At 55.2% G+C, this 26,986-nt stretch carries 27 protein-coding genes and 1 pseudogene; all 28 read left to right on the top strand.

Features of this window, described 5'->3' with window-relative positions; all coding sequences use genetic code 11:
• The first annotated feature begins 12 nt into the window (after positions 1–12).
• The 28 genes and pseudogenes from ACCD02_RS12495 to ACCD02_RS12360 all read left to right on the top strand — a co-directional run bounded on the left by ACCD02_RS12495 (position 13) and on the right by ACCD02_RS12360 (position 26,964).
• Entirely contained in the window at positions 13–1,098 is a 1,086-nt protein-coding gene (locus tag ACCD02_RS12495) for an HD domain-containing phosphohydrolase (protein ID WP_413301781.1), read from the top strand.
• Positions 1,046–1,690 (top strand): annotated as a pseudogene (locus tag ACCD02_RS12490) (SNF2-related protein); the annotation flags it as partial. The gene ACCD02_RS12495 and the pseudogene ACCD02_RS12490, both read left to right, overlap by 53 nt.
• Before the next feature lie 311 nt (positions 1,691–2,001).
• Complete coding sequence (locus ACCD02_RS12485; RefSeq protein ID WP_413301779.1) at positions 2,002–2,868, top strand: ParA family protein; 867 nt, start codon at positions 2,002–2,004, stop codon at positions 2,866–2,868.
• Positions 2,865–3,548: a hypothetical protein gene (locus tag ACCD02_RS12480; RefSeq protein WP_413301777.1), complete on the top strand. Its 684-nt coding sequence runs from the start codon at positions 2,865–2,867 to the stop codon at positions 3,546–3,548. The genes ACCD02_RS12485 and ACCD02_RS12480 overlap by 4 nt, the downstream gene beginning before the upstream one ends.
• Positions 3,548–4,249, top strand: coding sequence for a DUF2786 domain-containing protein (locus ACCD02_RS12475; protein ID WP_413301775.1), 702 nt, complete (start codon positions 3,548–3,550; stop codon positions 4,247–4,249). Before ACCD02_RS12480 ends, ACCD02_RS12475 begins: the two co-directional genes overlap by 1 nt.
• The gene (gene dnaB / locus ACCD02_RS12470) at positions 4,246–5,592 is read left to right on the top strand and encodes a replicative DNA helicase (RefSeq protein ID WP_413301773.1); all 1,347 of its coding nucleotides are present in this window, start codon (positions 4,246–4,248) and stop codon (positions 5,590–5,592) included. Before ACCD02_RS12475 ends, dnaB begins: the two co-directional genes overlap by 4 nt.
• Positions 5,589–6,248 carry a hypothetical protein gene (locus tag ACCD02_RS12465; protein ID WP_413301771.1) on the top strand — a complete coding sequence of 220 codons (660 nt, stop codon included), beginning with the start codon at positions 5,589–5,591 and terminating at the stop codon, positions 6,246–6,248. Before dnaB ends, ACCD02_RS12465 begins: the two co-directional genes overlap by 4 nt.
• A complete protein-coding gene (locus ACCD02_RS12460; protein ID WP_413301769.1) occupies positions 6,248–6,574 on the top strand; it encodes a hypothetical protein in 327 nt (108 codons plus the stop codon). The genes ACCD02_RS12465 and ACCD02_RS12460 overlap by 1 nt, the downstream gene beginning before the upstream one ends.
• Positions 6,575–6,672: 98 nt before the next feature.
• The gene (locus ACCD02_RS12455) at positions 6,673–6,924 is read left to right on the top strand and encodes an Arc family DNA-binding protein (RefSeq protein ID WP_413301767.1); all 252 of its coding nucleotides are present in this window, start codon (positions 6,673–6,675) and stop codon (positions 6,922–6,924) included.
• A gap of 1 nt (position 6,925) precedes the next feature.
• A complete protein-coding gene (locus ACCD02_RS12450) occupies positions 6,926–8,710 on the top strand; it encodes a ParB family protein (protein WP_413301765.1) in 1,785 nt (594 codons plus the stop codon).
• A 33-nt stretch (positions 8,711–8,743) separates the two neighbouring features.
• On the top strand, positions 8,744–9,481 hold the full coding sequence (locus tag ACCD02_RS12445; RefSeq protein WP_413301763.1) for a DUF2857 domain-containing protein: 738 nt from the start codon (positions 8,744–8,746) through the stop codon (positions 9,479–9,481).
• Positions 9,478–10,809, top strand: a complete 1,332-nt coding sequence (locus tag ACCD02_RS12440) for an STY4528 family pathogenicity island replication protein (protein WP_413301761.1) — start codon at positions 9,478–9,480, stop codon at positions 10,807–10,809. Before ACCD02_RS12445 ends, ACCD02_RS12440 begins: the two co-directional genes overlap by 4 nt.
• Positions 10,810–11,317: 508 nt before the next feature.
• Positions 11,318–12,097, top strand: a complete 780-nt coding sequence (locus ACCD02_RS12435; protein ID WP_413301759.1) for a PFL_4669 family integrating conjugative element protein — start codon at positions 11,318–11,320, stop codon at positions 12,095–12,097.
• 5 nt (positions 12,098–12,102) lie between these two features.
• Positions 12,103–12,678 (top strand): DUF3158 family protein, encoded by a 576-nt coding sequence (locus ACCD02_RS12430; RefSeq protein ID WP_413301757.1) that lies wholly within the window; start codon positions 12,103–12,105, stop codon positions 12,676–12,678.
• On the top strand, positions 12,675–13,130 hold the full coding sequence (locus ACCD02_RS12425) for a single-stranded DNA-binding protein (protein ID WP_413301755.1): 456 nt from the start codon (positions 12,675–12,677) through the stop codon (positions 13,128–13,130). Before ACCD02_RS12430 ends, ACCD02_RS12425 begins: the two co-directional genes overlap by 4 nt.
• Positions 13,131–13,238: 108 nt before the next feature.
• Positions 13,239–13,463 (top strand): hypothetical protein, encoded by a 225-nt coding sequence (locus tag ACCD02_RS12420; protein ID WP_413301753.1) that lies wholly within the window; start codon positions 13,239–13,241, stop codon positions 13,461–13,463.
• A gap of 165 nt (positions 13,464–13,628) precedes the next feature.
• Positions 13,629–13,823 (top strand): CrpP family ICE-associated protein, encoded by a 195-nt coding sequence (locus ACCD02_RS12415; protein ID WP_413301878.1) that lies wholly within the window; start codon positions 13,629–13,631, stop codon positions 13,821–13,823.
• 168 nt (positions 13,824–13,991) lie between these two features.
• Positions 13,992–15,950, top strand: a complete 1,959-nt coding sequence (locus ACCD02_RS12410) for a DEAD/DEAH box helicase (RefSeq protein WP_413301751.1) — start codon at positions 13,992–13,994, stop codon at positions 15,948–15,950.
• A 138-nt stretch (positions 15,951–16,088) separates the two neighbouring features.
• Positions 16,089–17,309, top strand: coding sequence for a TcpQ domain-containing protein (locus ACCD02_RS12405; protein ID WP_413301749.1), 1,221 nt, complete (start codon positions 16,089–16,091; stop codon positions 17,307–17,309).
• A 4-nt stretch (positions 17,310–17,313) separates the two neighbouring features.
• A complete protein-coding gene (locus ACCD02_RS12400; protein WP_413301747.1) occupies positions 17,314–19,089 on the top strand; it encodes a hypothetical protein in 1,776 nt (591 codons plus the stop codon).
• Between the two features lie 5 nt (positions 19,090–19,094).
• Positions 19,095–20,399: a hypothetical protein gene (locus ACCD02_RS12395; protein ID WP_413301745.1), complete on the top strand. Its 1,305-nt coding sequence runs from the start codon at positions 19,095–19,097 to the stop codon at positions 20,397–20,399.
• Entirely contained in the window at positions 20,365–20,916 is a 552-nt protein-coding gene (locus ACCD02_RS12390) for a hypothetical protein (protein WP_413301743.1), read from the top strand. The genes ACCD02_RS12395 and ACCD02_RS12390 overlap by 35 nt, the downstream gene beginning before the upstream one ends.
• Before the next feature lie 3 nt (positions 20,917–20,919).
• The gene (locus ACCD02_RS12385; protein WP_413301741.1) at positions 20,920–22,692 is read left to right on the top strand and encodes a GspE/PulE family protein; all 1,773 of its coding nucleotides are present in this window, start codon (positions 20,920–20,922) and stop codon (positions 22,690–22,692) included.
• On the top strand, positions 22,689–23,828 hold the full coding sequence (locus ACCD02_RS12380) for a hypothetical protein (protein ID WP_413301739.1): 1,140 nt from the start codon (positions 22,689–22,691) through the stop codon (positions 23,826–23,828). The genes ACCD02_RS12385 and ACCD02_RS12380 overlap by 4 nt, the downstream gene beginning before the upstream one ends.
• A gap of 19 nt (positions 23,829–23,847) precedes the next feature.
• Entirely contained in the window at positions 23,848–24,372 is a 525-nt protein-coding gene (locus ACCD02_RS12375; RefSeq protein WP_413301737.1) for a type 4 pilus major pilin, read from the top strand.
• 149 nt (positions 24,373–24,521) lie between these two features.
• Positions 24,522–25,655 (top strand): hypothetical protein, encoded by a 1,134-nt coding sequence (locus tag ACCD02_RS12370; RefSeq protein WP_413301735.1) that lies wholly within the window; start codon positions 24,522–24,524, stop codon positions 25,653–25,655.
• Positions 25,652–25,993, top strand: a complete 342-nt coding sequence (locus ACCD02_RS12365; RefSeq protein ID WP_413301733.1) for a hypothetical protein — start codon at positions 25,652–25,654, stop codon at positions 25,991–25,993. Before ACCD02_RS12370 ends, ACCD02_RS12365 begins: the two co-directional genes overlap by 4 nt.
• A gap of 62 nt (positions 25,994–26,055) precedes the next feature.
• The gene (locus tag ACCD02_RS12360; protein WP_413301731.1) at positions 26,056–26,964 is read left to right on the top strand and encodes a hypothetical protein; all 909 of its coding nucleotides are present in this window, start codon (positions 26,056–26,058) and stop codon (positions 26,962–26,964) included.
• The last annotated feature ends 22 nt before the right edge of the window (positions 26,965–26,986 follow it).

Genomic DNA, 26,986 nt, shown 5'->3' with positions numbered 1-26,986 from the left:
CAGGAGTAAAACATGTTTTCAACCATAAGAAGCGATGCCGTGATCGTCATCATCGACGATGTAGCCACCAACATCCGCTTGCTGGAGTCCTGTCTACGCGCGTTCAGTCTGCAAAACATTCAAACCTTCGCAGACTCTGCCGAGGGTCTACAGTGGTGTCGGGACAACGACTGGGACCTTCTATTGCTGGATATCGACATGCCTGCTCCCAATGGCTTCGATATTCTCGATGCCTTGCAGGCCAGAGACCGTAACGCCTCGTCGATCATTATCATCACCGCTCTTGACGACCCGCAGAGTCGGCGCATTGGCCTTGAAAAAGGCGCTAACGATTACATCTGTAAGCCCATCGACATGCCGGAAGTCTTGTTGAGAGTGCGGGGCTGCCTGATGCTGGCGCAAAGCAGCCGTCTGTTGCAGGTTGCCAAGCGTGATCTTGAGGTAAAGGTGGAGCAACGCACAGCACAACTCCAAGAGAGCTACCGCGCCATGCTTCGTAGTCTGAGCCGTGCCGCCAGTTATCGTGATAATGACACAGGCGACCACATCGATCGTATTGGTCAGTCGTCGGCAATGCTCGCTGGAAAAATAGGCATGCCATCAAGCTGGTGCGATCTGATCAGGCAAGCAGCTCCCATGCACGACGTAGGCAAGATCGGCGTGCCGGACAATATCCTGCAAAAACCCGGTCCGCTGACTTGCGAGGAGCGTGCGCAGATGCAGACACACCCACGCATTGGTTACGACATCCTGCATGATCCCTGTGGTTCGAAGTTAACAGATATGGCCGCAGAAATTTCTCTGGGGCATCACGAGAAATGGGACGGGAGTGGCTACCCGTATGGATTGAAAGGAGAAGACATTCCTCTCAGCGCCAGGATTGTCGCCCTATGTGACGTCTATGACGCCTTGCGCATGGTCCGCCCGTACAAACCTGCCTGGACTATTGATGCCGCCACAGCCTACATAAAAGCAAATGCGGGCTGTCATTTTGATCCTGTATTGAGTGACGCGTTTTGCGAAATAATCAGTGAAATAGAGAGGATTGAGCCACTTCAGGAACGTGACCAGAATGCAGCTGGGCGGCAACCCGCATGAAGCGGTAAGGAAAGCGAAGGCGAATCCGACGCCTATTGGGCCTCGGTACAATCGATACGCAGCACCGAGCTCTCTGCCAACTTTATCGACAACGCGCTGCTCGAATACTCCCTGATGGACCACCGGCCTGCCGAATCCGTCACCTGCTGCTGCGCATGAGCGCGCAATTGACTGACGACATGCGCCTTGGCAAAACCCGTCAGGCTATCATCGCTACTGGCATCCGTGCCCAGAGCAAAATGATCCTGGTGATCGTGCTGACCTCGTTGATCATTAACTGGGAGCGCGAGATTCAGATGGTGTATCCGAGTGTCCGGATTACTCAACAGAAGTTCGACCCTGACGCCCACTGGATGATCGTCAACTACGAACGGCTGGATGATTTCCCCGAGAGCCAATAACTTCGAGGTGATGATCGTCGAAGAGGCCCCCGCCTGAAAGAGCCCACCACTGTATGGACACGACACGGATTCGATATCGCTACGAAGATGCCAAACCGTTATCTGGTGACAGGTGCGCCGGCACTGAATCGGGAGTCGAAGCTGCACACTTGCTGCGCCTCTCTGGCCAACCTATTGGCCTACTTAGCCTGTAAGAGACTTAGACATCATCCCGACCCAGCGCTATGTTTCGCGGCAGACGGCGGCTAGCCGGTTCGCTGTAGATTTTGATGGGTTTTTCGCTAGCCATTTTTTGAACGCAAAAAAAATCCGGAAATTCGCACTTTCGTGGACCTTCCGGATTTTCAAAATGGTGGGTCGTGTGGGATTCGAACCTACGACCAATTGGTTAAAAGACAACTGGTTGTCTTCCTAGTCAAAAAATCAGATAAAAACCAACAAAATCATATAGTTAAACCATAAATTAGCAGTCTCTAATGTCACCCATTAGAGGCTTTCTAACGTGAAAAAAATTGCGGTCGTATCGACCAAAGGCGGTACAGGCAAGACCACGACGACAGCAAATCTGGGCGCGCTCTGCGCAGATGCCGGCCTTCGAACACTGCTGATTGATCTCGATCCAGTCCAACCTTCCCTATCGTCCTACTATGGTTTGGCTCATGAGGCGGAAGGAGGCATTTATGATCTGATAGCGCTTAACATCACACGGCATGAACGGGTCATTTCTAGGACTGTGATCCCCAACCTGTCATTGATCCTGTCGAATGATCCTAATAACCAGCTAATCAACCTGCTGCTTCAGGCTCCCGACGGCCGTTTACGGTTGTCTCAGTTGCTTGTGGCATTCGATGACCAGTTTGACCTGGTACTGATTGACACTCAGGGCGCTCGTTCAGCAATCCTTGAAATGGTGGTCCTGGCATCAGATTTGGCTGTGTCGCCCCTTCCTCCCAATATGCTCACCGCTCGGGAATTCAACCGGGGCACGATGCAGATGCTCGATGGGCTTCAGTCCTACGCTCGATTGGGTCTCACCATCCCGCCGGTAAAAGTGGTCGTGAACTGTCTGGATGTCACCAACGACGCGCGAATGATCCACGAGGCAGTTCGTAGTAACTTCTCGGAAAGCCAAGGCATAGAAGTCATTGAGAGCACTATCCCGGCGTCCGTAATATTTCGCCAAGCGGCTACGCGAGGTATCCCGGCGCACCGACTCGAATATCGGCAGCCCTCCAATCGTAAAGCTCCCTGCGCGCTCAAAGTCATACGCGAACTTGCGATTGAGCTATTCCCTGAATGGCAAAGTGCCTTCTCCTCACTCACTGAGGAGGCTGTTGAAGCTATTGCCAAAGGGAGCATCGGCAAATGACAGCCGTATCCCTTACCTCAGATCCTGCTCTCTTGGAGGGCGCATTTGAAAGTTCGAGCCAGCTCCGAGTTTTCAAGGCAAAGCTTGCCCGCACGACGAATGTTCTTCAGCACTTAGCTAACCCTCATGAAGTGCTGGGTAATTTGCTGAAGCCGGCTGAACAGACCGTTCTGCAGCAATCGTTAAAGATTATCGAATCCCTCAGCCTTCTAGTTGATCAAGCCAAAGAACAAAAGATCAAAGTCGAGGAGGCCTTGGAGCTAGCTTTCAACGCACGTCAGGCGCAGAGCTGGAAGCTGACGAAAGCTTATTTCCCCCTTGAGCATGGAACACAGGAGCAGCAAGTCAGCGGGCTGTGCATGGCCATGAGTCTGAACCAGCTCGGCCTACTCAAACCGAATAAAACCGCCTCGCACTTCAAGGCTGGTTTGCTGAAACAGGCAGAGGCTCTCGGCCGGAATTACGGGAGCGAATATTTCTTCCACGAGCTTTTCAGCGATTGCCAAGCGGCGATTCAAGAACACATTGCCACGCACTCTGCTGGGACAGCACAGCAGTCGCTGGATGAATTGCACCTGCAGGTGGCTGAACTCTCAATCGCTCTCTGTGAAAGCGAAAAGGCCCTTCTTCTGCTGCTGAGCAAAGTATATCCCCCTCAAATTACTGAGAGGGCCTGCTGATGGATCGCCAACGGATCATCGAAAAAGTCGCCAAGTGTTTTGCACTGGCCAATGCTAAAGGCGCGACCGCCAATGAAGCTGCAACGGCTTTAAGGCAAGGTCGATGGTTGATGGAACAACACAACCTGCAGGAGGAGGACCTTCAAGCCTACCAGGTCAATGACGCCAGTGTGCTTATAGGTACGATGAGACCTCCTGCTACTTGGCTCTATAGCCTTGCACGCACCTGTGCAAAGGCATTTGATTGCGATTACCTGGCGTACCACCGTGCGGGCACAACGGGCTACTCCTTTAAATTTATCGGAACCGGCGTATCGCCTGAAGGCGCAGCGTACGCATATTCAGCTCTGCATCAGCAACTGTTGGCCGCTCGCCGACAGCATGTAGCTGAGCAGAAACGGTGCAATCTTGCTACCAAGCGTCGGCGTGGTCAGCTCTTTGCAGAAGCATGGATCAGCGCCGTCGAGATCACTGTAGATCGGTTTGCTGGTTACCGATCGGCAGAGACGAAACATGCGATTACCGCTTACCTCGCACTGCACCACCCCAACCTGCAGGTCTCCAAGCCCAAAGAAACTCCCGTTCGAGGTCATGACTCCCGATCACTGGAACAAGGATGGGCCGAGGGGTCAGCGGCTTACCTACACCAAGGAGTCAGCCGGTCTGCGCAAGCCGAACGGTTAAGCGGGGGTGGTAAATGAACCTTACCGAATTCACTCCCCCTCATTCGGTTGAAGCTGAGCAGGCCATCCTTGGGGGGCTCATGCTAGACAACGAATCCTGGGATTTGATTGCTGATGTGATTATGGCGGAGGACTTTTTCCGCCGAGACCATAAGGCGATTTATCAAAGCATCGAGAGACTGGCTCAGAACAATAGTCCGTTCGATGTTGTGACAGTGTCCAACTTTATGCAGGACATTGATGAGGTCGGTGGCCTGGGGTACCTGGCAGACTTGGCGAGGAACACACCCTCTGTAGCCAACATCAAGGCCTATGCAGTCATTGTGCGCGACCGGGCGCACTTGCGGCGACTTATGGCCCTCGGCCATCTGATGACTCGCGAAGCAGCAGTCGAGCTGGCCAACGCCAAGGAGGTTCAAGAGTCCATCGAGCAGCGGCTCTTTGCGATGGGACAGAACCATCAGAAAGCAGAATTCGTCGATGTCGTCAGCGTATTGGAAAAAGTCGTCGATCAAATCGATGAGCGCTTCAATAGTGGCGACTCCGTCAGAGGCCTGCCAACAGGACTCACAGACTTCGATGAGCTCACGGGCGGTTTACAAGATACCGACTTGATCATCCTGGCCGCCCGGCCCTCCATGGGAAAAACCAGTCTGGCACTCAACTTCGTCGACTCGGCGCTTCAGAAGCATCCTGAAGACTCTGTACAGATCTTCAGTCTCGAAATGCCTGCCATAGCAATTCTTTACCGATTGATTGCCGTACTGGGTCGGCTGGATCTTCAAAAGCTGCTGTCCGGCAAGCTGGACGATGAGGATTGGCCAAAACTCTCGTATGCCATGAACCGTATCAAATCATACGGCACACGCCTTGTTATTGATGACACATCAGGTTTGTCCCCAACGGAATTGAGAGCGCGCGCTCGGAGAGGATCAAGGCAGTTCGGCAAGCCCAGACTGATCATGGTGGACTACCTGCAATTGATGCAGTGCGCCGGCGCGGAAAATCGCACAAACGAAATTGCTCAAATCTCAGCCGCCCTCAAAGGTTTGGCCAAAGAGATGACCTGCCCTGTGGTAGCACTTTCGCAGCTCAATCGGTCTCTTGAACAACGGCCTAATAAGCGTCCGGTGAATGCCGATTTACGTGAGTCGGGCGCCTTGGAACAGGACGCCGACCTGATTGTGTTCGTCTACCGGGACGAGGTCTACCACCCAGAGACCGAGTACAAGGGCATTGCCGAGTTGATTCTCGGAAAACATCGCAATGGTCCCATAGGGACAGTGCGAACTGCTTTTATCGCCAGCCAAACCCGCTTTGAAAATCTCTCGGCCACCCACTGGCAAGGAGCAAGCGCATGAACTCGCCCGCAAGAAATCTGCAAATCACTCATGAGTGCCTGAGTTGCCATCAGCACCATCCAGCGCATCTTGTCACCACCGGTACGTGCCCGCGATGCGGTGGCGAACACATAGCTGAACTACAGGACGCAGGTGCATTTCGCGACCTACCCCGCTTCCATGCCAAACAAGAATTCCAGAGCTCGGCGCTCACCTATGCCCATGAACACGGGATCGATGGCAACGAACTGGATGGCATCGCCCAGGCCGTACAGCGATTGGCTAAACACAGCAGCACCATCATTACAAAGCACCAGGCACGAGCCCTTATCGGCATGAAAGACCTTGGGTATGTGACGTTCTCCGACACTGCTCAAGGAACTGTTGAGATCGAGCTGATGGCACCGGGTGCGTTGTTATCCAGCTACTTTTGGTCCGTTTGGGTACCGCAATTCCTACAAGCTCGCAGTTACCAGACATTGGTCATGCCCTACCTGGCCCCAGACCAGGATGTCCAGCATTGCACCGTCGCCTTTCAAATCACAGGATCCCGCGAGGCTACTCGCTTGTTCCTTGCCGATATTGCTGAACGGTTCAATGACGTGCGTGAAGCTGAAATCACCCACATTCAAGCAGGCAATTTATTCGAGCAGATCGACAGCGCGAGGTGCTCGTGATGGTTCTTATCCATGCCGTTGAAAACGATCCTCCGGCCACAAGCACGCGGCAAGTGGAACAAGAGCGGATCGACCGAGCGATTGCCGACTTTCTGGCCCGGGGTCGCCAGATCGAATCCGTTGCAGAGCCCAAGCTCCCGAGTCACTCGATCATTGATGACGCGAATCTGGCCAAGCTGTTGGTCGGCCATGCGTCGAATGCGAAGACGCTTGCCGAGGCCGCAAAGCTTTTAAATGAACCGGAGTCGCGCTGCCGGCGTTTAGCTGTCGAGTATCGAATCCCCTTCCGTAGCAAGTCATTCCTCAAAAAGAGAGCAGCGAAATGAGCCTTAACCAATCCGCTCAGCAAACGGCTACAGCCATGAACTTCATTCACGCGACTAGTCACGCCCCCACAGTCGCGAATGACCATCAGGAGCCGTTCATGAACCGCAGTGCGGTTCCCGCTCGCCAGAACGACGAAAAGTTTGTTGTCCGCTTTCCCGACGGCATGCGCGATGAAATCGCTGACAAGGCCAAAACATGCCTTCGCTCGATGAATGCTGAAATCGTTCACCGCATGCGTGTGACCACGGAATTGGAGCACGAGATCACTCGCCTCAAAGCGATCATCGACGTCCTGTTGTCCGGTCGCAGCAACCCTGCAGGCCAGATGACTGACGCCCGGGAGGCGTGATATGTCCAACAAGACTCTTTCACCAGAAGCGCTGACCGGAAAGCTCTTTCAGGGCTCCTTCGCGCGCTCCGGACCGATCGTTGACAAGCTGCCCGACCCCATCGCTCCGACAGCGATGGTGCTGTGCATCGAGGACATGATTCCGTACGAGAATAACCCTCGCAAAATCACCAACTCCAAATACCAGGAACTAAAAGCATCGATCCTGGCGCGCGGTCTGGATCAACCACCGCCAGTCACTCGCCGCCCAGGTCATTCCAAGTACGTCATCAGAAACGGCGGGAATACCCGTCTGACAATATTGAAAGAGCTCTACGCCGAGACCAAGGAAGAGCGCTTTTACAAGATCCCGGTTCTGTTTCGTCCTTGGGACGAAGCCCGAGGGGAAATCATTGCTTTAACCGGCCACCTTGCAGAAAACGACCTGCAAGGCCAGTTGATGTTCATTGAACGCGCCATGGGTATCGAAGAAGCGCGCAAGATATATGAACTGGAGGCCGGCGAGCCTATTTCTCAGCGTGAATTATCGCGCAAACTTTCTGCGGATGGATATCCAATCTCCAACTCCCATATCAGCAGAATGCAGGATGCAGTCCGATACTTGTTGCCCGCTATCCCTAGTACCCTCTACTCAGGCCTCGGTAAGCCGCAAATCGAACGGCTGTTATCGTTGCGAAAATGCGCGGCCCTAACTTGGGATAACTTACCGAAAAGTGAAACACGATCTCCAGACTTCGAGTTTCTGTTTCTCGAAGTGTTATCGCAGTTCGACGTGGACGCCGCAGAGTTTGTCTATGAGCGTTTCCAGGACGAACTGATTGGCAACATGAAGGAAGGAACAGGGAAGACCTATGAACAGGTGCTCTTGGACATTCACGAGCACCAGGGTCGAGCCAGGCGGACGGCACCGCTGGAAAACCTACCCTATTACCCACCGGCATCCATCAATGCCCAATACTCCGACCAGGATTCGTTAAATCAAGTCCCGACAAATGGGAGTGAAGGTCAAAACAATAAAAGTCCGCAGCAGCCTCCCGCGCCGAATGCGTCCGGTCTCCCCTCCCCAGCTGGCCAATCCAAGCAGCCGCAGAAACCCACTGATCAGCCCAAGCATAAGACGGACGTAACACCGCCGCCTCAGCCGCCGCTCTCCGACGAGGAGCGCGAAGCGAGAATAGCTGGCCATGTTGTAACTCCGGTAGCCACGACACAGCGAGTGCTGGATATCAAGCAAAAGATCGCTGCCATGGATGGCGAAATCTTGCCGGACTTCAAAGCCAATGCGCTGGTGTCGATCCCCGTGCAGGCCGGAGGGCTGTTTCCAATCTCTGACGTTTGGTACGTCGAACGCGAATTGGACTTTCCAAAAGATCTGCGCCAGGTCGCAGCTCAACTCGCCCGTGAGATCGCCGAGATTTCAGGTCTCGGTGGTCGCTATGTGATCGACGTTCAAGCTGGCGTAGGTTTTATCTGCAATGAACCCGCTGAAGATGTGGAACTGACCGACAAATCGGCAAATACGTTGACACTACTTCATGCGTTGAGCGGTGTCTTCGCCATCGCTCTTGAACAGCAACCCACCGAACAACCGCTTGCGCTCGCAGAATTCAAATTCACTGCCGCGCTGGGTGAGTTGTTGCTTGGACAAATGTCCCTGCCAACCCAAACACCGTCTACCAACACGCGGTTGGATGATGCGGCCATTGTGAAACTGTTTCGTTTGATCCGTCTTGGACGGCGCCTTGTTGAGCTTGAAATTCAACAATGTGGAGACGCACACCCATGACCGCCAAGAAGCCAAGACCTGGGGAGGCCCCTCATGGGCAAAAAACATAATCCACTCAATGAAGCCATTATCCATCAGATCCTTCACCTGCTGCGCAATGGAGAAGTTCGTCGGTGCCTTGATATGGGACTGGATCCTGAGATCTTAAGCGTTCTGCAGAGCCCAAGTGCGCTCAGCGTGCTTTTGAATTCATCGGCCCTCTGGTGCCAAATCCTAGTCGATCAGGACATGGTTAAACGTCTGCTATCGACCAAGGATCGAAGTGATGAAGAAACTCGGATGGTTCAACGAGCCCTGCGACTGGGTGCAACAACGCCGATGCTCCAACAGTTTTTTGGCATGTCGCCACAGGACGTTGCCCTTCAACGTGTCATCGTGGGGGTTCCCGGCAAGCCCGGCCGCAACAGGGATGTTCCAGATGACACCCCTCTGTGGCACAGATTCGTACATCTCATGGATGAGTTCGGAGCTGACTACCAGGATCCGATGGCCCTGCTAGACATTGCGATGTTGATAACGGAAGAAGTCAATATCCCACTCGATCAGGAAGCCGGTGACGTCCCTGGCAGAGTCACTCTCGGGCTGATATGGCACAAAATACAACAGTGGATTAGCGAAGGTCTGTATCCAGCCGGCAACGCTCGCAAGCCTGCCAGTCTCATTTTGCTAACCCCAAACCCTTCCCGGAAAAGAGACCGATCTAACGATACGGCATCAGGACAACTCGCACGCGATGAAAACCTCGCTCAGCTAGAAGGCGAACGCATGTGATAAGACAGTCGAAGCGGCTCTCACTGGGATCCGTTATAAATGCTGCTGCCGGAACGCTGCAGCAAGCAGCAGCTTTCCAGGTGAAAGTCTCGAATACTCGCACTACTGACGCCACAGGTAGCGATCAAGAGGACGACACAGCACACGATCAGTACGCCGGCATCGTATTCAGCGGAAACCCGCATGAAACAGTACCGCGTCGCCTTCTTCTGGATGATCGTTTATCTCCTCTCGAACGCAATGCCTGGCAGGTCTTTCGTCTGTTAATCAATAGCGACGGTTTGACCGCATTTCCCACCTACGAGGAACTCCGCCCCTATCTCGGGTCGACACCTGGCAAACCGGCATCGAGGGAAACGATAGCTAAAACGCTCACTCACCTGCGCCTGACGCGTTGGCTCAGCCTGGGTCGTCGAGTGCGCGACGCAGTGAGCGGGCGCATGCAAGGCAATGTGTACATCCTGCATGACGAGCCCATCGGCTGCGCAGAAGCTATGGAGATCGATCGCGACTTCATGCTGTTGATTGGTCAATCACTTGAGCATGCCAACAAGGCGATACGTTTGATGGCCGAACGCGCGTTCAATGATGTGACGGCCGATCTGCATGTGGCTGATAATTCGCTTCCAACTCGTCTCGACGTGATGGCAGAACGTCTGGGTGCTGGTGAACTGAACGATGAACTCACGCCGGCTGCACCTGTTCTGACTGAGTTCGGAATCCGAACTCCGACAGAAAGCCCCCCTGAAACACCGAGTTCGGATTCCGAAATCAGTGAAATAGAGCGAGATAGCCGTGTCCAACCACCGAGTTCGGAATCCGAACTCATGCAGCAATTGGCTATATTGACCTCAGTTCGGAATCCGAACTCATATAGTACGTATACAAATACTAATACCTCTGTATCTAAAAGCTTTGTACTGCACGAGTCTCAGACCAGCGCAGACATCACAGAATCACTGAAACGTCTGACCCCAGATCAGCGCCAGAAAGCGATGGCCGCCATCAACCTAGTCGACCCTGCTGTTCGACAGGCGCTTTTGAACCAATGGCACCACCGCATCCGCACCGGCGGAGTAAAAAATCCGTTGGCCTACCTGCTCAGTTGCGTCCAAAAGGCGAACAAAGGTGAGTTCAATGCGCTCTGGCAAGCGCCCTCAGAGCCTAGCCGCACGCCAGTAACCCCGGTGCAGCCACCGAAACCGCAGCCTGAGTCGGCATTGCATAGTTCTGAACAAACGGCATCCCCGCCAGCGCCACGTGACGAGATCGCCGTGGCTAGGGGCAGAGATCAGATGCGCGCTATTCGCCAAGAGCTGGGGTTTTAATCCGTGGACTGCGCATTGATCGAGCTGAGTGTTGCCACTGGCAACAATCCGCACTCAGTGCCGGCCTATGTCACTGGCATAGCTCACGACCAGGCATTGAGTGTTGCCACTGGCAACACACCAAACTCGTTACCGACCTATTCCACTGGAATAGCTCTCGATCAAGCATTGAGTGTTGCCACTGGCAACACTCCCCACTCAGTGTCGGCCTATGTCACTGGCATAGCTCACGACCAGTCATTGAGTGTTGCCACTGGCAACACACCAAACTCGTTACCGACCTATTCCACTGGAATAGCTCTCGACCAAGCATTGAGTGTTGCCACTGGCAACACTCCCCACTCAGTGCCGGCCTATGTCACTGGCATAGCGTCCCTCCAAGTACCGTGCAAATACGCTCCACAACCAAACCCACCCCGACCAAGAAACGGTTTCCTACTGTACTCGCCGTTAGCCTCCGGCAGTCTTGCGTTGCCCATTCACCTCTATATAGAAGGAAGCGCTCAACATGGCTGACAACTTTCAGGTCAACCTTGGTTCATTGCGCAGCAGCGTCAACCTGACACTCCATACTCACCACGCCGCCCGTTTGTGGTTCGGCCGTCAGCGCACAGACGACAAGCCAGGAATGATCGGCATGAGCGGCTTCTCAAACCTGCTCGGCCGCATCAACCGAGGCGCTATGCAAGATGATCCCTACTCCGATTGGTTCCTGATCCAGATCGAGGACAAGCTGGCCCAGTCCAAGGAAGAGATGGCCACCATCGATGCACGGCTCGACAACGTCATGGCCGCTCTACCTGCCATGATGAGCGTGGGGGAAAACCTCTCGGTTCAACCGGCAAAATTCGATTTGTTCCTGACTACGCCTCTGGCCTTCCAAGGCGTGTACTTGCTCACAGCCTATGACGAACTGGTGCGCCGATTGCTCTTGGCGGGCCACGTTGGCCTGATCGACTACCAAGCCAAGAGCCTGTGGCTGGATGAGGGCGCCGCCATTCTCAGACGCCTCTATGGCCTGGCCCAAAAGTACAAGGGCTTCTCAGGCGCAAGCCGGGACGACTTTGCCGCCAACAACGCTCGCGCACAAAACGCCCGCGAGATGTACGCCTTTGCCGGTGAGATTCCTCAAGACATCCTGGAAGGCACCAGACGCGCCGCATTCGCGCCACAAATCATTCGCGCCTCTGCCGGAAATACGCTCCTGGAAGGCGATGACGACCAGGACTTCGATGTGAGTGGCATCGATGAAAGCGTCTCCCTGCATCGCGACTCAGACGATCAGTGACCGTCATGAGCCAGCCAATGCCGCAACCAGGTGAAACATCAGAGGACCTGCAACAGGGTGCCTTTCAACCACTGCAACACGATGCCTTCATCGGACTGCAACACGCACCCTCCCTAAAAGGCTTTTTAAAACCTTTTAAAGGTAAGGGGGACATGGACAAATTAGCCCAGCAATGCCGTGACCTTGAAGACGATTTGAACGCGCTGGCACAGGCAAACATCCACGCCCAGGCCAGTCGCTATCCCTTCACCTTGCTGCCGGTGCGCATGACCCTCCAACGCACCGGCGCTGGCACAGTTTTTCTGCGCTGGCAGGACGTGGGTACTCGGCAGATGGGAGTCGATATCTGGTCCAGGCTGTTGGCCGCTGCGAAAACACCGGAGCACCTGCTCCAGGATCTGCATGCCATGGAGCTGCAGCGGATCGCTTTGAACATGCAAATCAGCCTGGTCCATACCATCAGCCGCCAGGCTGCCGAGTGCGCAGAAAAGATGGCTCAAGCCGACGCCGTGTACAGGGAAAGGCTGGGCCAACTTGCTCACCCACTGAACCAAACGACCATAACCGAGGAAAGACCATGACCACGTCCATCGATTGGGAAGGCAATATTGGCAACACTCCCGAATTCAAGGAGTTCCCCAACGGCAACAAAGATCCTCGACGCTTGCTCAGGCTGAACGTGTACTTCGACAATTCGATTCCAAAGGCCGATGGTTCAGGCTTCGAAGATCGTGGGGGATTCTGGGCCAACGTAGAATGGTGGCATCGCGATGCCGAGCACTATTCGGATCTGTTCCAGAAAGGTATGCGAATCCTGGTGCAAGGCCGTGCGGTGATGGATAACTGGACCAAAGATGGAGAGGAGTTTTCTGCCATCAAAGTCCAAGCCAGCCGAGTGGCAATTCTGCCCCATCGAATTGAATCGGTGAGCCTGGCGCCGTCGCAGTCCAGCCAGAATGCACAGCGTCAGCAGAACAGCCAGCCCGCCGCGCAGGATCCTGGCCCAGACTTTGACGACGACATTCCTGTGTGACACCCCCTCAAAAAAATCGCCCCCAAGCGTGAGTCTCCCGGGTTAAATGGATCTGACCATCGTCGGCCTTTAACCTGGGAGTCACACGGGTCTATGGAGAGAACTTCAATGAGTAAGTTCGTGACCTACGTGATTCGTATGCCGACGTCAGAGATCGCAAAAGCTGCGTTGACGCACAGCGTAATCAAATCGGTCAACTCCAATGGCGGCGAAATCAGCGGCTACTCAACCATCGACCACATCACGCTCAACGAGCAGCTTGAGTCCAGACTTGAAGACTGGGACGCTGAGGAAGCCCGCCAAGAAGTTGCTACAATCACTGATTTGCTTTGAAACTTGCCCGGTCAAAAAATCGCTCTCTTCGTAGCACTCTCGGTTGAATTAACGTGTTCATCGGCAAACCTCAGCGCTGATACTATCCCTTTCTCGTTGTCGAAAATTTGCGCGCCTCAGCGGGAAGTTTCTGGGGTGAATGAAACGTCAATTCGGGTTATCTCTATGGTGCTGCAGGCCTCCAACAAAAAAAACGACGGTCGGCGTTCCAACAATCCGCATGTTGCCGTATTCGCGTTAGGTGCTGAAGCAGCGCGAGCCGGCCTTCCGATTTATGCATGTCCCTATCGTCATCCAGCGATGCGAGCATCGTGGATAAAGGGATTTGCCCAGGAACAACAGCAAAGTTTCGATTTTTGAAACTTTGATGGCCGAACCCACTGCACGCTGAATAAAGGTTTCTTATAGCGGTGACCATGCCCTTGTTGTGAGAGTGCGCGCTCATTCACGATGAGTTTTTGCGCCGATGAAGCCCCACCTGCACTCAACCCTTGCTAAGTGGCGTGATACCAAATGGCTGGTGCCGTCATGAGCCGACCGAAGCTGATGAACCGCAGTGGCGGAGCTCAGCCCACCAAGGTCATTTTCGATGGCTATGACTTCGGCTTAAAACTGCCGTTCGTGGAAGGATCGAATCGACTATTTGTCGCTCGTGGGGGCCACTTCATTCGTCTGAACGGACATCCGTTTACAAAGTACTGGCGGGTGCCCAAGGCGAAGCTTCTTGATGATCTGGATGTGCTTCACCGCGACTTTTATGACCTGGCAGCGGGTGCATTCACCGAGGACTGGTCGTCCTTCAGCCGCAAGGTCTCATCGGCCCAGGAGAATGTGACCAGGGACGCCTTTATCTGGGGGATGAAGCTACGGCTTGCCCCACTCGCCGAGGGCGGTGTGCTGTTGTCTGGCGACTTTCATCCCGGTTCAATAGCGGTTGCCAAGCGCATGCACGGGGCCTATCTGAACGCCAGCCGGTCATGGCGAATTCAAGGTTCGCCGGAGCTTGTGCGCAGCAACCTCATCTTGGAACTGGGCCTAGCCGAGGAGCAGTTCGAGATCCTCGATACGCTGCAAGAGTTGCTCAGCGATGGTACCGTTTCACCCGCGCGTGACGTTGCAAGGATTCAACTGGGCGGCATGCCCGCTGAACGGGGCGCCTCCTCAAGCGAGGACACAGGGGAAGCCGATCTCTACCTGGCATCGGTGCCCTCGATCCGTAGGACTGAGCTCTCTGAAGAGTTCATCGAGCGAGCCCTGCAGGAGCATTCGCTGATGGACCATCAGCCGGCGGGCATTCGGCATCTTCTGATGCGCACCAGCGCGTTGCTTGCCGACGACATGGGTCTTGGTAAAACACGCCAGGCCATCATCGCCGCCGCCATTCGCGCCCAGGGCAAACCAGTACTGGTCATTGTGCTGACTTCGTTGATCATCAACTGGCAACGGGAGATCGAGATGGTTTATCCCCAGGCCCTGATTGCCCAACAGAAATACGACCCGCAGGCTCACTGGGTCATCGTCAACTACGAACGTCTGGGTGATTTCGTCCCTATCGCGGGTTGTTTTGCAGTGATGATCGTCGACGAAGCCCATCGCCTGAAAGAACCCACCACGGCATGGACACGTCACGGGTTTGATATCGCAGCCAAGGTGCCCAACCGGTACTTGCTGACCGGCACGCCAGTATTGAATCGAGAATCGGAGCTGCACACCTTGCTTCGCCTCTCTGGCCATCCGATTGGCCAGCTCACCCTGAAGGAGTTCTGTGAACGCTTCGCAGGCAACTCCGAATTCCGCCAGGCACTGCGCGCGCACATCTGCGACTGGATGCTGCGTCGAAGCAAAGGCGTGCTGCCCAATCTGAAAGGCAAGCAGCGACAGAACGTATCGGTGGTTTTGTCGGACACCGAACGCAAGGAGTACAACGATATCGTTCGAAGTGACCGGCATCCGTTCGCGAGACTCGGTGCCCTGCGTCAGTTGCTTGAGCGGGTGAAGGTCCGCGTGGTGATCGACCTGGCTGCCGAGCTGGACATCGAGGACAAGGCAATCCTGTTCTGTGAGCACAAAGAGACGGTGTACGCCCTGCAGGAGCATTTCGATAAACAGGGGATTCAATGCGCAACGCTGGTCGGCAGTGACTCCGTCAAGAAACGTCAAAAAGCGATCGACAATTTTCAGCAGGATCCTGACGTTCGTTTCTTCATCGGCACCACCTCGGCCGCTGGCACGGGCTACAACCTGACAGCGGCCAACTGCGTGTTTTTCCTCGGCCTGCCGTGGACGCCTGGCCTTCAGGATCAAGCGGAAGATAGGGCCTACCGCAATGGTCAGCAGCGCATGGTTCTGGTGAAAATCCCTCTGGTCGAGGACTCCATTGACCAGCAACTGTGGCAGATGCTCCTGGACAAGCGTGCGTTGGCCAGCGACTTGATTGAGCCCGATGCTGCCGAAAAGACTCAAGCTGCTCTGGCAGCGAGCATCTAGAAATACCTCGACGAGGATAAAACCCGTATACGCCTAGACCCTCTTCAAACCCCACTCGACCTGATAAGGGTTTACCGCTGCTTTCGCCGATCAGTGCTGGCACCTTGACCACCATCACGAAATGGGACCAAGCCATACATGATCAGGCAGCTGACAACACTATCCATCTTCTCGCTGATCGCGGGTTGCACACTGCAGGGTGCCGGTACGGCCACTCCTGTGCTCGATAACAGCCGCAACCCTGCGATCCTGGCGCCGGATCTGTATTCCACTGACGGCAAACCGGACGACGGCGCAAACGTGCGCTACGGCCGGTACACGCTGGTTAATACTGCTCCGGAGGTCGAGCAGCGGGATCTGATGTCCCAGATCATCGACGTCAACATTCCAAGCAACATGCACCCTCAGGTGCAGGACGCTATGCAGTACGTCGTTGACCGCTCAGGCTATACGTTGTGCCCGGCCAACACCGATCATGTGAGCATCCTGTATACCCGCCCATTGCCGGCGGCCCAGTACAAGCTGGGGCCTATGTCCCTTCGCAACACCCTTCAGGTGTTGGCTGGCCCAGCCTGGTTGGTCAAGGTTGATGAGGTGAGCCGCAATGTGTGCTTCAGCTTGCGATCCGGGTACGAAGCCCCACGTTTGCCAGCAATGAATGTGGCCCTGGGCACTCCGTCAGTTGCACCAGGACAATCCATTGCGCTGGCTCCCGGTTCGGCAAACGGCGCAGTTGCCATCCCCGCTACACCGACAGCTCCCATCATCACCTCGGTCCCGGTTACCGCGGTGAACACCGTTCCATCAACCCCGGTGGACCCTGCCAAGGAAGGCCCCCACCTCCCCCCGATCAACACCAATCCTAAGCCTGCAGCAGACCTGGGCATCCCAACGCCATTCACCTCGGGTAGTACCGGAACGGCTGCGCTCAAGAGCACTACTGTCGCGCCTAACCCAGTGGCTGCTGCTGCGGCTGTGCCTGCAGCTGCAACAGCAATACCCGCTACTCCCGCACACCCGCCGGCACAAGTGATCACCACGAACGTGGTCACTGCGCCGGTTAAACCCAACGTCATGTCGTGGACAGTCAATGTCTCCGACATAAACATGCGGCACACCCTCAAGCGCTGGGCCACCAAAGCTGGCTACACCTTCGACGAACGTGAGCATTGGGTCAGCCCCGTTGATATCCCAATCACCGCCAGCGCCACATTCAACGGCGACTTCATCGAGGCTGCTCAAGGCTTGGTCGGCACTACCGAACTGTCAGACACACCCCTCCAGCCTTGCTTCTACGAAAACAATGTGATCCGGGTCGTTAATTACAACGTGACCTGCGACGCAGCCAGCGCACGGTGATCGCATGAACTTCCAACAGGTGAAACGTACCACCCTGATGCTCTTTGCCCTGGTGCTTGCAGCATGCAGTGTCACTCAGGAAAAGGAGGCCATCGAGCGCGCGGCCAACGACTCCAATGGCGTAGCACGCTATCGCACAACGCTGCAGGCCGAGTCGGCGACCCTTGACGCCAAACGTGCGGCTCAGATTGTTCACCGTCCCTACATCACCGGCCGGGCTGTACCCGTCAGCCGCGAAGTAACGTTGCCGATGCCGCTGCGCCAGGGCGTAGATACCACCCTACTGTTCTCCGATGGAGCAGTGGACCTGGTGACACTGGCCACGCGGATTCAGGAAGCCACCGGCATTCCTGTCCAGGTCACGCCGGATGCGTTGCTTCCTGCTGAAAACTTTCTTCCCAACCTCGCTCAGAATAACGACGCCCGGAGCCAGCAAACCCAGTCGAACCGTTATCCAAACACCGCCGACCCAAGCGCGGGCACGGGCCTCGAAGGACTGATGCCAGAAGGTGTCGTAACCAGCACACCGGCATCGACTCCAACAACGATCAATCCTCAGCCGCAGCCAGATATCACTGCGAAAAAAGCGCCGGCGACCACCGCACAGAACGGTAAGGCTGAAAAGAGAAAGCCATCCGCCGCAGCTACACGCCCTCTCGACGCAACGCTTGATTCCATTGCGATGAAACTGTTCGTGTCGTGGAAGTACAACGACACGTCGGGCGCGATCATTTTCTACCGCACTGAAACTAAAGTTTTCGAAATTCGAAACCTTGAGATAGCGGGCGGTGCGGAAATGACCGTGGGGCTCTCAGGCAGTACAGACGGAAACTCTAGCAGCAACGGCCTGGATAGCCGCTCGAAATCAATTCTCAAAGCCGACCGCAAGGATCTGCCCATGACGCAGCTGCTCAGCCGCGTCCAACAGTTCATGACACGCGCGGGCAAGGCTGTCGCGGGTGAAGACGGCTATCTGATCGTCACCGATACCAAAGCCTCTCTGGACCGTATCGATGCATACATACGCTCTGAAAACGCGATGCGCTCACGCCGTATCGATCTGGTTTACCAGGAAATCACTGTAGAGAAAAACAATTCAATTCAGGGGGGCGTGAACTGGAATCTCGCCTTCAACACTGGAGCCGGAAACGGAGGGAGCGTGAGCGGTCTGAGCTCACTGATCGAGCAGGAAGGCGCTGCGATGTCTCTCGGGCTATCGGCGGGATCAGGAAAATTCGCCGGTTCCTCAGTGGCCGTACAAGCCCTCAGCAAGATCGGCAAAATCGTCTCGGAGCGCACCAACGTATTCGGCTCAACCTATGGCAAACCGGCCACGGTGGGCCGCCCAAAACGTCTGTCGTACATCGACAAAACGGATCAGACCCCAAGTAACTCGGACGTCAACGGTCCGACTATTTCGATGAACACGAAGGAACTGGTGTACGGGCGTTTGATCACGTTCCTGCCTTATGCCTACTCCAACGGGGACATCAACCTCACCATCAAATATGACGATACCCCTAAACCCGATATCGAGAAGATCTCCCAGCCTAATGGCTCCTTCGTCCAAAACCCGCAGGTGCAGAGCGATGTGTACGTGCGCAATGCAACGCTTCGCCCTGGACAGCCCTATGTCATCTCCGCCGAAACCGAAGACAGCCGGACAAGCGACGAACGCCGCACGGATCCCAAAGCTCCCATCATTGCCGGTGGTTCCGATGTCACCGAAAATGACCAGCGGGTCACTGTCTCGGTGATTACCGCCATGGTCCGCGAGTAATAACGATGAAAGAGTTCATCATTCGCGATATGCCAGGCGAGCGCGGTGTTGTCTACGGAATGGACTGGGCACCCTTGATCGGGACAAAGCTGGATAAGCAATCGCTGGCCCACGCGCGCCGCCTCAAGGCCAGCCACCAGATCCCCGCAGTCGAACATTCAAGCTCGGTAGGCACGATCAAGATGCCAGCCGAAAAGCGCACGCTTTATTCAGCCGGCGCGGTCGTTGCCCTGAAACATCCGACCTCGGCTTACCTGGGTGTGATGCAGATCGGTCCGGAATTGGTCTGGGTCATCGCAACACACAATGGGTCAGTCATCAAAGGCACTGACACGCTGTGTTCACCGGATGAATCAGAAAAGCTGATCGAGAGCGTGCGCAAGCGCTACCCGCAGATTAGCGACCTCGAAGATACAGATGTGCAGTCCTACCTCAACGGGCGCACCCAGCTGCAGGTGGTCCATTACGGCCTGGACGCCATTCCCACGCCTTTGAAGATGCTCGGCATCATTGCACTGGCTCTGGTCGTCGGAAATCTGGCCTGGGATCAGGGCAGCCGTTTTGTACGCGACTATGCCCGGGCTCATTCGACTGCACCTCAGGTTGATGCTGTCCAAGAATGGTCCGACGCTCTCAACAGCTGGGCTGCGCAGACGCTGGTGGACGGCACCCAAGGTTACGCAGCCTTGTTCAGAGCTGTTTTGCCGATTCCAAGTGATGTAGGCGGATGGAAGCTTTCCGGGTCAGGAAAGAACCCGGCGGTGCAGTGTGACGCTCCCTCTCAGCGCAACTGGAAGTGCAGCGTGATGTTCCGGCGAGGAATTCTGGCAACCAACGAGTCCTTTTTGACATGGACATTGCACAACCACCCGGATTGGCAAATCCAGTGGATTGATCTCGACACCGTGCTGGCCTCCTGGCAGGCCCCGGGTGCGCGACACACGATCTCATTGGGCTCGGTCCCCAAGCAGGCCACGTTCAGCATCGACTACGTCAGCCGACTCCAGAAGGTTAAAAGGGCCTTCACGCTGATTGAAGTCAAACCCTCAGCCCAGGCCTCGATCTCACAACCCACTTTGCGGGACGGAAGCGGCAACCAAACCGCCATTGAGTTGCCGGCAGGTATGGCCCTACCCAAGGTCATGGGTTTCACGATGAAGGGACCGTTGCGGTCACTGGCAGCGTTTCCCCTCAACGAACACACCCGAATCACACGCCTGAAGTTCGATGTGGACCTCAACGAGTCTCATCCGGACCTGCGTAGCAGCGCCTTCTATGGCGAAATTACTGGTGAATACTATGTGCAGTAGAGCCCTATACGTACTTATCTGCGGCCTGGCTTTAAGCCTGAATGCGACAGCACAGGACGCTGAAACGGATGGTCAGGCGCTGGCCATTTCTACCGTTGATGAACTGCTGCGCCTCGATGCTGAATCTGCGGAGAACAATGAACGTCAGCGGTATTTGCTCTCGCTGGTGAAGCCGCACGCAACGTCGACGACTAAAACAGCTCCATCCCCGCAACCGTCCATGGCGCCTATATCAGCCACGCCGGCGCCTTCGCCTACCCCTGAAAACCCGGCGCCTGAAACGCCGCCTGAGGATCAGCTCGCCCTTCTAGGGATCTTTGGGTTCGGTCAGCAGTTACGGGCAGATGTTTCCATCAATGGTCATCGCGTTCGCTTCCAGGCCGGCCTTTCGGCACCGATCAGCGGCCCAGTGGTGGATGGATACACCTTGGTGTCGCTCAAGACACCCTGCGCTGTCCTGGCTAATGCCAAGAACAGCAAGACCATCTGCATCAAGCGCATGGCCAGCGAGGGTTAATCGATGAGCATTACGTCCCTGACGCTCGGCAATCTGTTGAATATTGAGACACGAGCAAAACCCCGAGAAGCTGACATTCACGTCGGCCCCGAGGAGTTTTCCAATGCGCTGCAATTGCACACGGCATTGGGCACGAAAGTGTTGCGGCCATTCCCGCACATTGTTGGCCCTCAACATGCGGCCAACCTCTGCCCGTTTCAGCTTGAAGGGGGCCGCTGGGTCATCCTCGCCACTCGCCAGTTCGTGGAGAGTGACATCTGTGAGGCCTGTAAGGTCGAGCTGCTTAAACGAAGCTCAGCTGCAAAAGTGCAGATTTATACCGTCACGCACTCACTGCTGATGACCATCGTCGAAGAGGATGCCTCCGGCCGGGAAGCTGACAGCATTCCTGAGAAAGAGATGACCGCTTATCGCGCGGCGTTTCAGGAATTGATCGAGTGGGCTTTTTCCAACAAGGCATCAGATGTCCATCTAAACCTGAGCAACAAGGAAACCGAATCGCAGATCAGCTTCCACATCGACGGCCTGTACGTATCTCCGCCTCGCTGGAAAATGCCTACCGCTCGGATGTTCGAGCTCCTCTCTGTTGCCTGGCAATGGGGGAACGGCGGTAAGGGCGCAACCTTTTCAAAAACCGCCGCACAACAGTGCTCGTTGGAGATGGTTGTCAATAATCATCTCATCTCCGCGCGCTGGGCATCGCTGGCCTCAGATGCCGGGCCGTCAGTGACGCTTCGAATTCTCGATACGCATAAATCCATTGCGGATACGTCACTTGAGGACATGGGTTGCCTGCCCTCACACATCGAAATGTTGGACCGAGCGATGCGGGCTGAAGGAGGCGCAATTCTTCTTTCAGGCGTGATGGGATCCGGTAAGACCACACTCCTGGCCAAGCTGATGTCTCTGCTGCCCCGTACCAGGAAGATCATCACCGTCGAAGATCCGGTGGAATATCGCATTCCCAACGCACTGCAGATCACTATCCGCCGTAGCCTGACCGAAGACGACAGCAAGAACTTCACCGCAATCCTGAGAACGATCCGCCGGTCTGCACCCAACGATGTGATGCTCGGCGAGATTCGCGACACTCAAACCGGCGATGCGATGCAGGACTTGGCGAATAGCGGGACCAACCTGTACTCAACGGTCCACGCCCAGTCGCCCTGGCAGATCCCGGAACGCCTCTACTCCAAATCGATTGGGGTTCCTAACGATTTGCTGGCTTCGCCAGGTGTACTGAAGCTACTGGTATTTATGGCGCTGCTCCCCAGGCTCTGTGAACACTGTGCTCTGCCTCTGCACTCGCTGGCCGAGAACGGCGGTGTCGATGCCATTGGTAAACACCGCGACAAGGACTACTGGGTGCGCTACATCGAGCGTATCCACCGGATCTACGATGGCATCGATACCAGCCTGATCAAGGTGAGGAAACAGGCCGGATGCGCACACTGCCAGAACAAGGAAATTCCCGAACTCAACGGTTATCAAGGCCGGGAAGTCGTAATGGAAATGCTCGAGCCGAGCCTTGACCGGTACATCCTGCGCTGCGTGATGAACAAGGACATGATCGGCCTCCAAGAGCACCTGGAAGACCTGGACCGGTCCCCCATCAACGACCCTGACATGACCAACAAGACAGTCCAGGAATGCGCCATGTACAAGGCGCTTCAAGGCTTGCTCGATCCTCGCGACATTGAGGTCAAGACGAGCTCATTTGAGTCAGTTGAGCGCCTTCGGATGAACGCGAGTGCCAGACAGAGGCACAGCCGATGAGCCTTGATACCCTGGCCTTGAAAGCACGAAGCGTTTGGACACGCTTTGAAAAGCTTGATCTGCAACTGAGATGGGACGCGATTCGCTTCTCATTTTTTCGGGCCGACTACTATCGGTTCCTGGCGGACATGATAGAGGGAACCCAAGGCGCAAAATCGCTCCTGAGGATATTTCAGGACGATGCCAATCGCTTCCCCGGCACGCCCTTGGGCAGACTGTCAGAGCGCTGGGCGCACCAGTTCGCTCGAGGGGGGAATCTAGGCCGCACTTTCAACAAGACGCTTCCTGCACAGGACGTCTCGGTCATTGCAACAGCGCAGGAACAAGGTGACGAAGAGGCCCTGATTGAGTCTCTGCGCGAGCTGGCTGCGAACACTGACCTGCAGCGCAAAGCGCTGGGCATTGTGATTGCCACCATGCTGGCGTCAACGATTGGATTGGCGATCCTGATGGCCATGGTCTTGTGCACACCGGGATTCATTATTCCCAAGCTCAAAGACTCATTTTCTTTAGTGCCCTCCGAAGACTGGCCGATTACAGCAGCCAGGCTATTCAGCTTTTCGGACTTCGTGGCGGCGGGCTGGCCGTGGATCGTTCTCTGCACATTAATCCTGGTGGGTATCTGTTACTGGTCATTGGGAAACTTGACGGGGCCCATACGTCTCAAGCTGGACAAGTACGGCCTTATTTGGGGCATGTACCGCGACTTCCAGAGCATTCGGACCCTGTCGAGCCTGGCTACGGCGATCAATCAAAAAACTGCCGCCAAGGGGTTACGCGAAAGCGTCGCGATGCAGCTGCCCGGCGCATCGCGCTGGAAACGCTACCACCTTGAAAAAATGCTCGCTTATGTCGACACCGGCGCCGACAACGCTCTGCTCTTCACAACCGGCACTCTCGACAGCAAAAACGAGTGGTATCTGCAGGTCCTTATCGATTCACGGGGTCTGCAGGACGCACTGATGGTCGTTAAGACCAGGTTGGAGGAACGGATCATCAAGAAGCTGACGCTGCAGAGCCTGGCACTCAGTTGGGTACTCATCGTCGTTGTGATCGGTGCTGCAGTAGGACTGATGCTGTGGGTTTACGCAGCCCTCGACGGACTGTCAGCCGCACAACAAAACCTCTTTTACTAACGAACCCTGGAGCTCATTCATGTCATTAACCAATATTGTTTTTGCGATTCTGATCAGTACCCTTATCGCGGTGATCGGGATCCCTGCCTACAACCGCTACATCGTGCAGTCATCCATCAGCCCTGTTGCCGAAGAGATGCAGCGCTACATGGGCGGCGTGAAAATTCATGCTCAAACCGAAGGTGTTACGCCTTATGAGGGTTTGACCCAAAAGAGCTTCGCTCGGGATATCAAAGACGGCGCCTTGAAGGCAAACACTTCGACTGGCGTGGTCCTTCACGGTCTCGGCGGTGGCAACAATGGGACCGTCACCGTCAGCGAAACCGGCGATACCGCCTCTTGGACCTTTGCTGATATGAGCTCTTACGCATGCCCTGGTTTCCCTTCGACCATGCAGAAAGCCGCGCAGACGATCAAGATCAATGGCAAAACGGTGAAGGACGTTGACGCAAGCAACAACTCAACGACGGACTACACCTCTGCCAAGGCCGGTGATGCCTGCACGGATGGCGACACCAACGAAATTGTTTTAACCATCCGTTGATGAGGTCGGTGTCCATGGCCTTCTCACCGGGAAGACGCTCCCAACAGGGATTTGGGCTGCTATCAGTGCTCGTCGCTGTGTTGATATCGACATTGCTGGCCACAGCATTGGCAGGCCGACTCGCTCGCGACATTGAGAGTGCCGGGGCCGTGTCGACCGGCAAATACATGATCGCCGTGCGCAGCGCAGTCATTGTGTCCCTGGAACGGTACGAAGCGGCGTTTAGCCTGACTGATATCAGCAAGGCGCCACCTAATACTTACCCCACGGCGCCGGCGTGGGTTGCGTTCACAGGTGACTCCGTCACGATCTCGGTCAAGGACTTGAAAGACGCAGGCTTACTGGGCGCCGACTTCCCAGGCACACCACCGCTTGGACGGTCAGTGCATATCAAGTTTTTTAGGAACACCGCCGACTGCCCTGGTTTTGGCTGTGAAACTAAAGCGTTCGTTTACACCTGTTGGCCGATCAGCGCGGCCAGGCCAGTCGGTGTGGTCGATACCCAAACGTGCCCTGCTGCACCTGCGGGCCTGGTGGTCGACGGAACCCTGGCCGGCGACGTTGTCATGGCAGCCGGGGGCTATGGTGGCAGCAACACGATGTCAGCCGACAAGATCCGGGGCAACCTGTTCAACCGCCCGACCTCAGATCTGGATCTCCCAGCCAACAGTCCTGGACATGCAGTCGTCATTGCATCGCTGAACGATGTCGATCATTACGGCTATGTGCGCATGGGTGACATTCGACCGGTCAATCTCAATAACACCCTGTCGGTTGAAGGGCAAATCTCCTCCAACACAGGTTTGTTGCTCAACACCAATGTTCAGCCCAATAGCGCATGTACCGTCGAAGGCCAGTACGCAACCAGCAATCGCAGTTCACCAGTGATGTGCATGGATGGAAGCTGGTTTGAATACACCAACCATACCGTGCTAGGTACTCAGGTCCTGGCCAATGGTGCAGCTGTAGCGGCGCCGGTTTGCCCAGGAACGAATATGGAGCCGTTCAGTTACGCATCGCTGGTCAAGCTCGACGCGACAATGACAGGTACTGATATCAATGTTCGGGGCAACCTGGCTGGCAGTGTCGCCGGTAGCGGCTATGTGAACCAGTCAGGGGCCGTCAACGTCACTGGAAGCTTCAACGGCACCGTCACCTCGATGCCGGATAGCTCGATCCGAACCGCGCAGGGCGTGTCGGTCGACTCAGGGATTGTGAACATCACACCTGCTGATCCAAATGCTCGTGCGCTGGTGATCGTTGGTTGCAGGTATCGCTCGTGAAACGCCATCATGGCGAGTCATTAGTGAGTGCGAGCGCAACAATGAAGTACGCGGATTACGAAAAAAACGAACACGGCGTGCCACAGCTTCCAAAGGGGCACGCCGGTAGATTATTGGTGACCTTGGCCGCGATCGACTACCTGGAGCGTCCCACCGTTACATCTATCTCTCAGCTCACGGGGCTTCATCGAGCTCTTATAGATGACTATGTGAAGGCGCTTAACTCTCAGTTCCTGACCCAGATCGAAAGAGACGATTCTGTTTTTAGGATCGACTCTTGGGGACCACTACTGAAAACTGAAGGTATCGTGAACCTATTGACAAGTCACTTTATCTGACTTATCTTGAAGCCAAGCAAGCCAATCATGTGTCTATAACTCATGTTGGAGTATCAACACTCATGGTATGGCTTCGCTCTTTTTCAAATTTATTACGTTTTCTTGCTGTAATGCTGTTCGTCGCGGCATGCCAATCTGCATTTGCGCTGGATGCGAACAAGGCGGACATCCACTTGGACTCCGACTTGAAAAACATCAACATTATTGTTGGTTCATCCAGTAGTACCGGTGGATGCCCGTCAGGGCAGTATTGGGACACGGGGCAAGGGCGCTGCACCACTGAAGTGCTGCTCAGGACTGTGAACGTGAGCGAGAGCTGCAACTGCTCGTGCGGCTCAGGGACCTCGGGGTCCTGTACCTCCAGCCGTGACGGTAGTTATGGTGTGTATGGCTGGACGATACCGCCGTCTGGTCAGGAAAAAATTAGCTACAACGGCCCTACTAACTGGGGAGGATGCTATAGCACGTCTAACAGCTGCGTTGCTGACCCGCCGCCTGATAGCGGTGGCGGTGGTGGGACTGGCGGTGGCTCTGCGCCAGTGGGTACGACGTACCGAATCATTACAGCGATGATTTGTGATGGGAGTTCGCCAGACTACTACACAGCCCCCGCTGATACGCCTATTGCGATCAGAAACCAGATTATTAGTCAATATCGCTCTTGGGAAGGCGGACGCTGCCCCGAGGCAAGCGGGTACAAAAATTGGGTTAGCTACGTAAATACCTATGCCTATCAATATTGGGCACCGAACCCAGGGGTTCCGGACTTGGCCACTTATGTGAAAGCTTATAACGAGGCTACATCCCCAGCTATTAATGATGCTGCGGACTCTGACGGTGAAAAAACTGCTGCGGGTATTGCAGCAGCCAACCATCTTTGTCAGTTGGCTGCGAATGAAAGGTTTGGTCCGACATCTCAAGCAGAATATGTCCTATATTCGGGCAATCAATGCGTTGTAACCGTTGAATAACCTAGTTACAATCCATCCATTT

Source organism: Pseudomonas sp. Pseusp88 (genome assembly GCF_047303955.1).
Taxonomy (GTDB): Bacteria; Pseudomonadota; Gammaproteobacteria; order Pseudomonadales; family Pseudomonadaceae; genus Aquipseudomonas.
This window is presented reverse-complemented; position numbering and strand designations above follow the sequence as displayed.

Coding starts and splice junctions, on each gene's coding strand:
- ACCD02_RS12425 (WP_413301755.1), top strand. CDS start 12,675: ATGACCACGTCCATCGATTGGGAAGGCAATATTGGCAACACTCCCGAA.
- ACCD02_RS12410 (WP_413301751.1), top strand. CDS start 13,992: ATGAGCCGACCGAAGCTGATGAACCGCAGTGGCGGAGCTCAGCCCACC.
- ACCD02_RS12385 (WP_413301741.1), top strand. CDS start 20,920: ATGAGCATTACGTCCCTGACGCTCGGCAATCTGTTGAATATTGAGACA.
- ACCD02_RS12380 (WP_413301739.1), top strand. CDS start 22,689: ATGAGCCTTGATACCCTGGCCTTGAAAGCACGAAGCGTTTGGACACGC.
- ACCD02_RS12420 (WP_413301753.1), top strand. CDS start 13,239: ATGAGTAAGTTCGTGACCTACGTGATTCGTATGCCGACGTCAGAGATC.
- ACCD02_RS12415 (WP_413301878.1), top strand. CDS start 13,629: ATGGTGCTGCAGGCCTCCAACAAAAAAAACGACGGTCGGCGTTCCAAC.
- ACCD02_RS12475 (WP_413301775.1), top strand. CDS start 3,548: ATGGATCGCCAACGGATCATCGAAAAAGTCGCCAAGTGTTTTGCACTG.
- ACCD02_RS12435 (WP_413301759.1), top strand. CDS start 11,318: ATGGCTGACAACTTTCAGGTCAACCTTGGTTCATTGCGCAGCAGCGTC.
- ACCD02_RS12430 (WP_413301757.1), top strand. CDS start 12,103: ATGAGCCAGCCAATGCCGCAACCAGGTGAAACATCAGAGGACCTGCAA.
- ACCD02_RS12395 (WP_413301745.1), top strand. CDS start 19,095: ATGAAAGAGTTCATCATTCGCGATATGCCAGGCGAGCGCGGTGTTGTC.
- ACCD02_RS12495 (WP_413301781.1), top strand. CDS start 13: ATGTTTTCAACCATAAGAAGCGATGCCGTGATCGTCATCATCGACGAT.
- ACCD02_RS12375 (WP_413301737.1), top strand. CDS start 23,848: ATGTCATTAACCAATATTGTTTTTGCGATTCTGATCAGTACCCTTATC.
- ACCD02_RS12455 (WP_413301767.1), top strand. CDS start 6,673: ATGAACCGCAGTGCGGTTCCCGCTCGCCAGAACGACGAAAAGTTTGTT.
- ACCD02_RS12445 (WP_413301763.1), top strand. CDS start 8,744: ATGGGCAAAAAACATAATCCACTCAATGAAGCCATTATCCATCAGATC.
- ACCD02_RS12450 (WP_413301765.1), top strand. CDS start 6,926: ATGTCCAACAAGACTCTTTCACCAGAAGCGCTGACCGGAAAGCTCTTT.
- dnaB (WP_413301773.1), top strand. CDS start 4,246: ATGAACCTTACCGAATTCACTCCCCCTCATTCGGTTGAAGCTGAGCAG.
- ACCD02_RS12360 (WP_413301731.1), top strand. CDS start 26,056: ATGGTATGGCTTCGCTCTTTTTCAAATTTATTACGTTTTCTTGCTGTA.
- ACCD02_RS12405 (WP_413301749.1), top strand. CDS start 16,089: ATGATCAGGCAGCTGACAACACTATCCATCTTCTCGCTGATCGCGGGT.
- ACCD02_RS12400 (WP_413301747.1), top strand. CDS start 17,314: ATGAACTTCCAACAGGTGAAACGTACCACCCTGATGCTCTTTGCCCTG.
- ACCD02_RS12465 (WP_413301771.1), top strand. CDS start 5,589: ATGAACTCGCCCGCAAGAAATCTGCAAATCACTCATGAGTGCCTGAGT.
- ACCD02_RS12390 (WP_413301743.1), top strand. CDS start 20,365: ATGGCGAAATTACTGGTGAATACTATGTGCAGTAGAGCCCTATACGTA.
- ACCD02_RS12480 (WP_413301777.1), top strand. CDS start 2,865: ATGACAGCCGTATCCCTTACCTCAGATCCTGCTCTCTTGGAGGGCGCA.
- ACCD02_RS12460 (WP_413301769.1), top strand. CDS start 6,248: ATGGTTCTTATCCATGCCGTTGAAAACGATCCTCCGGCCACAAGCACG.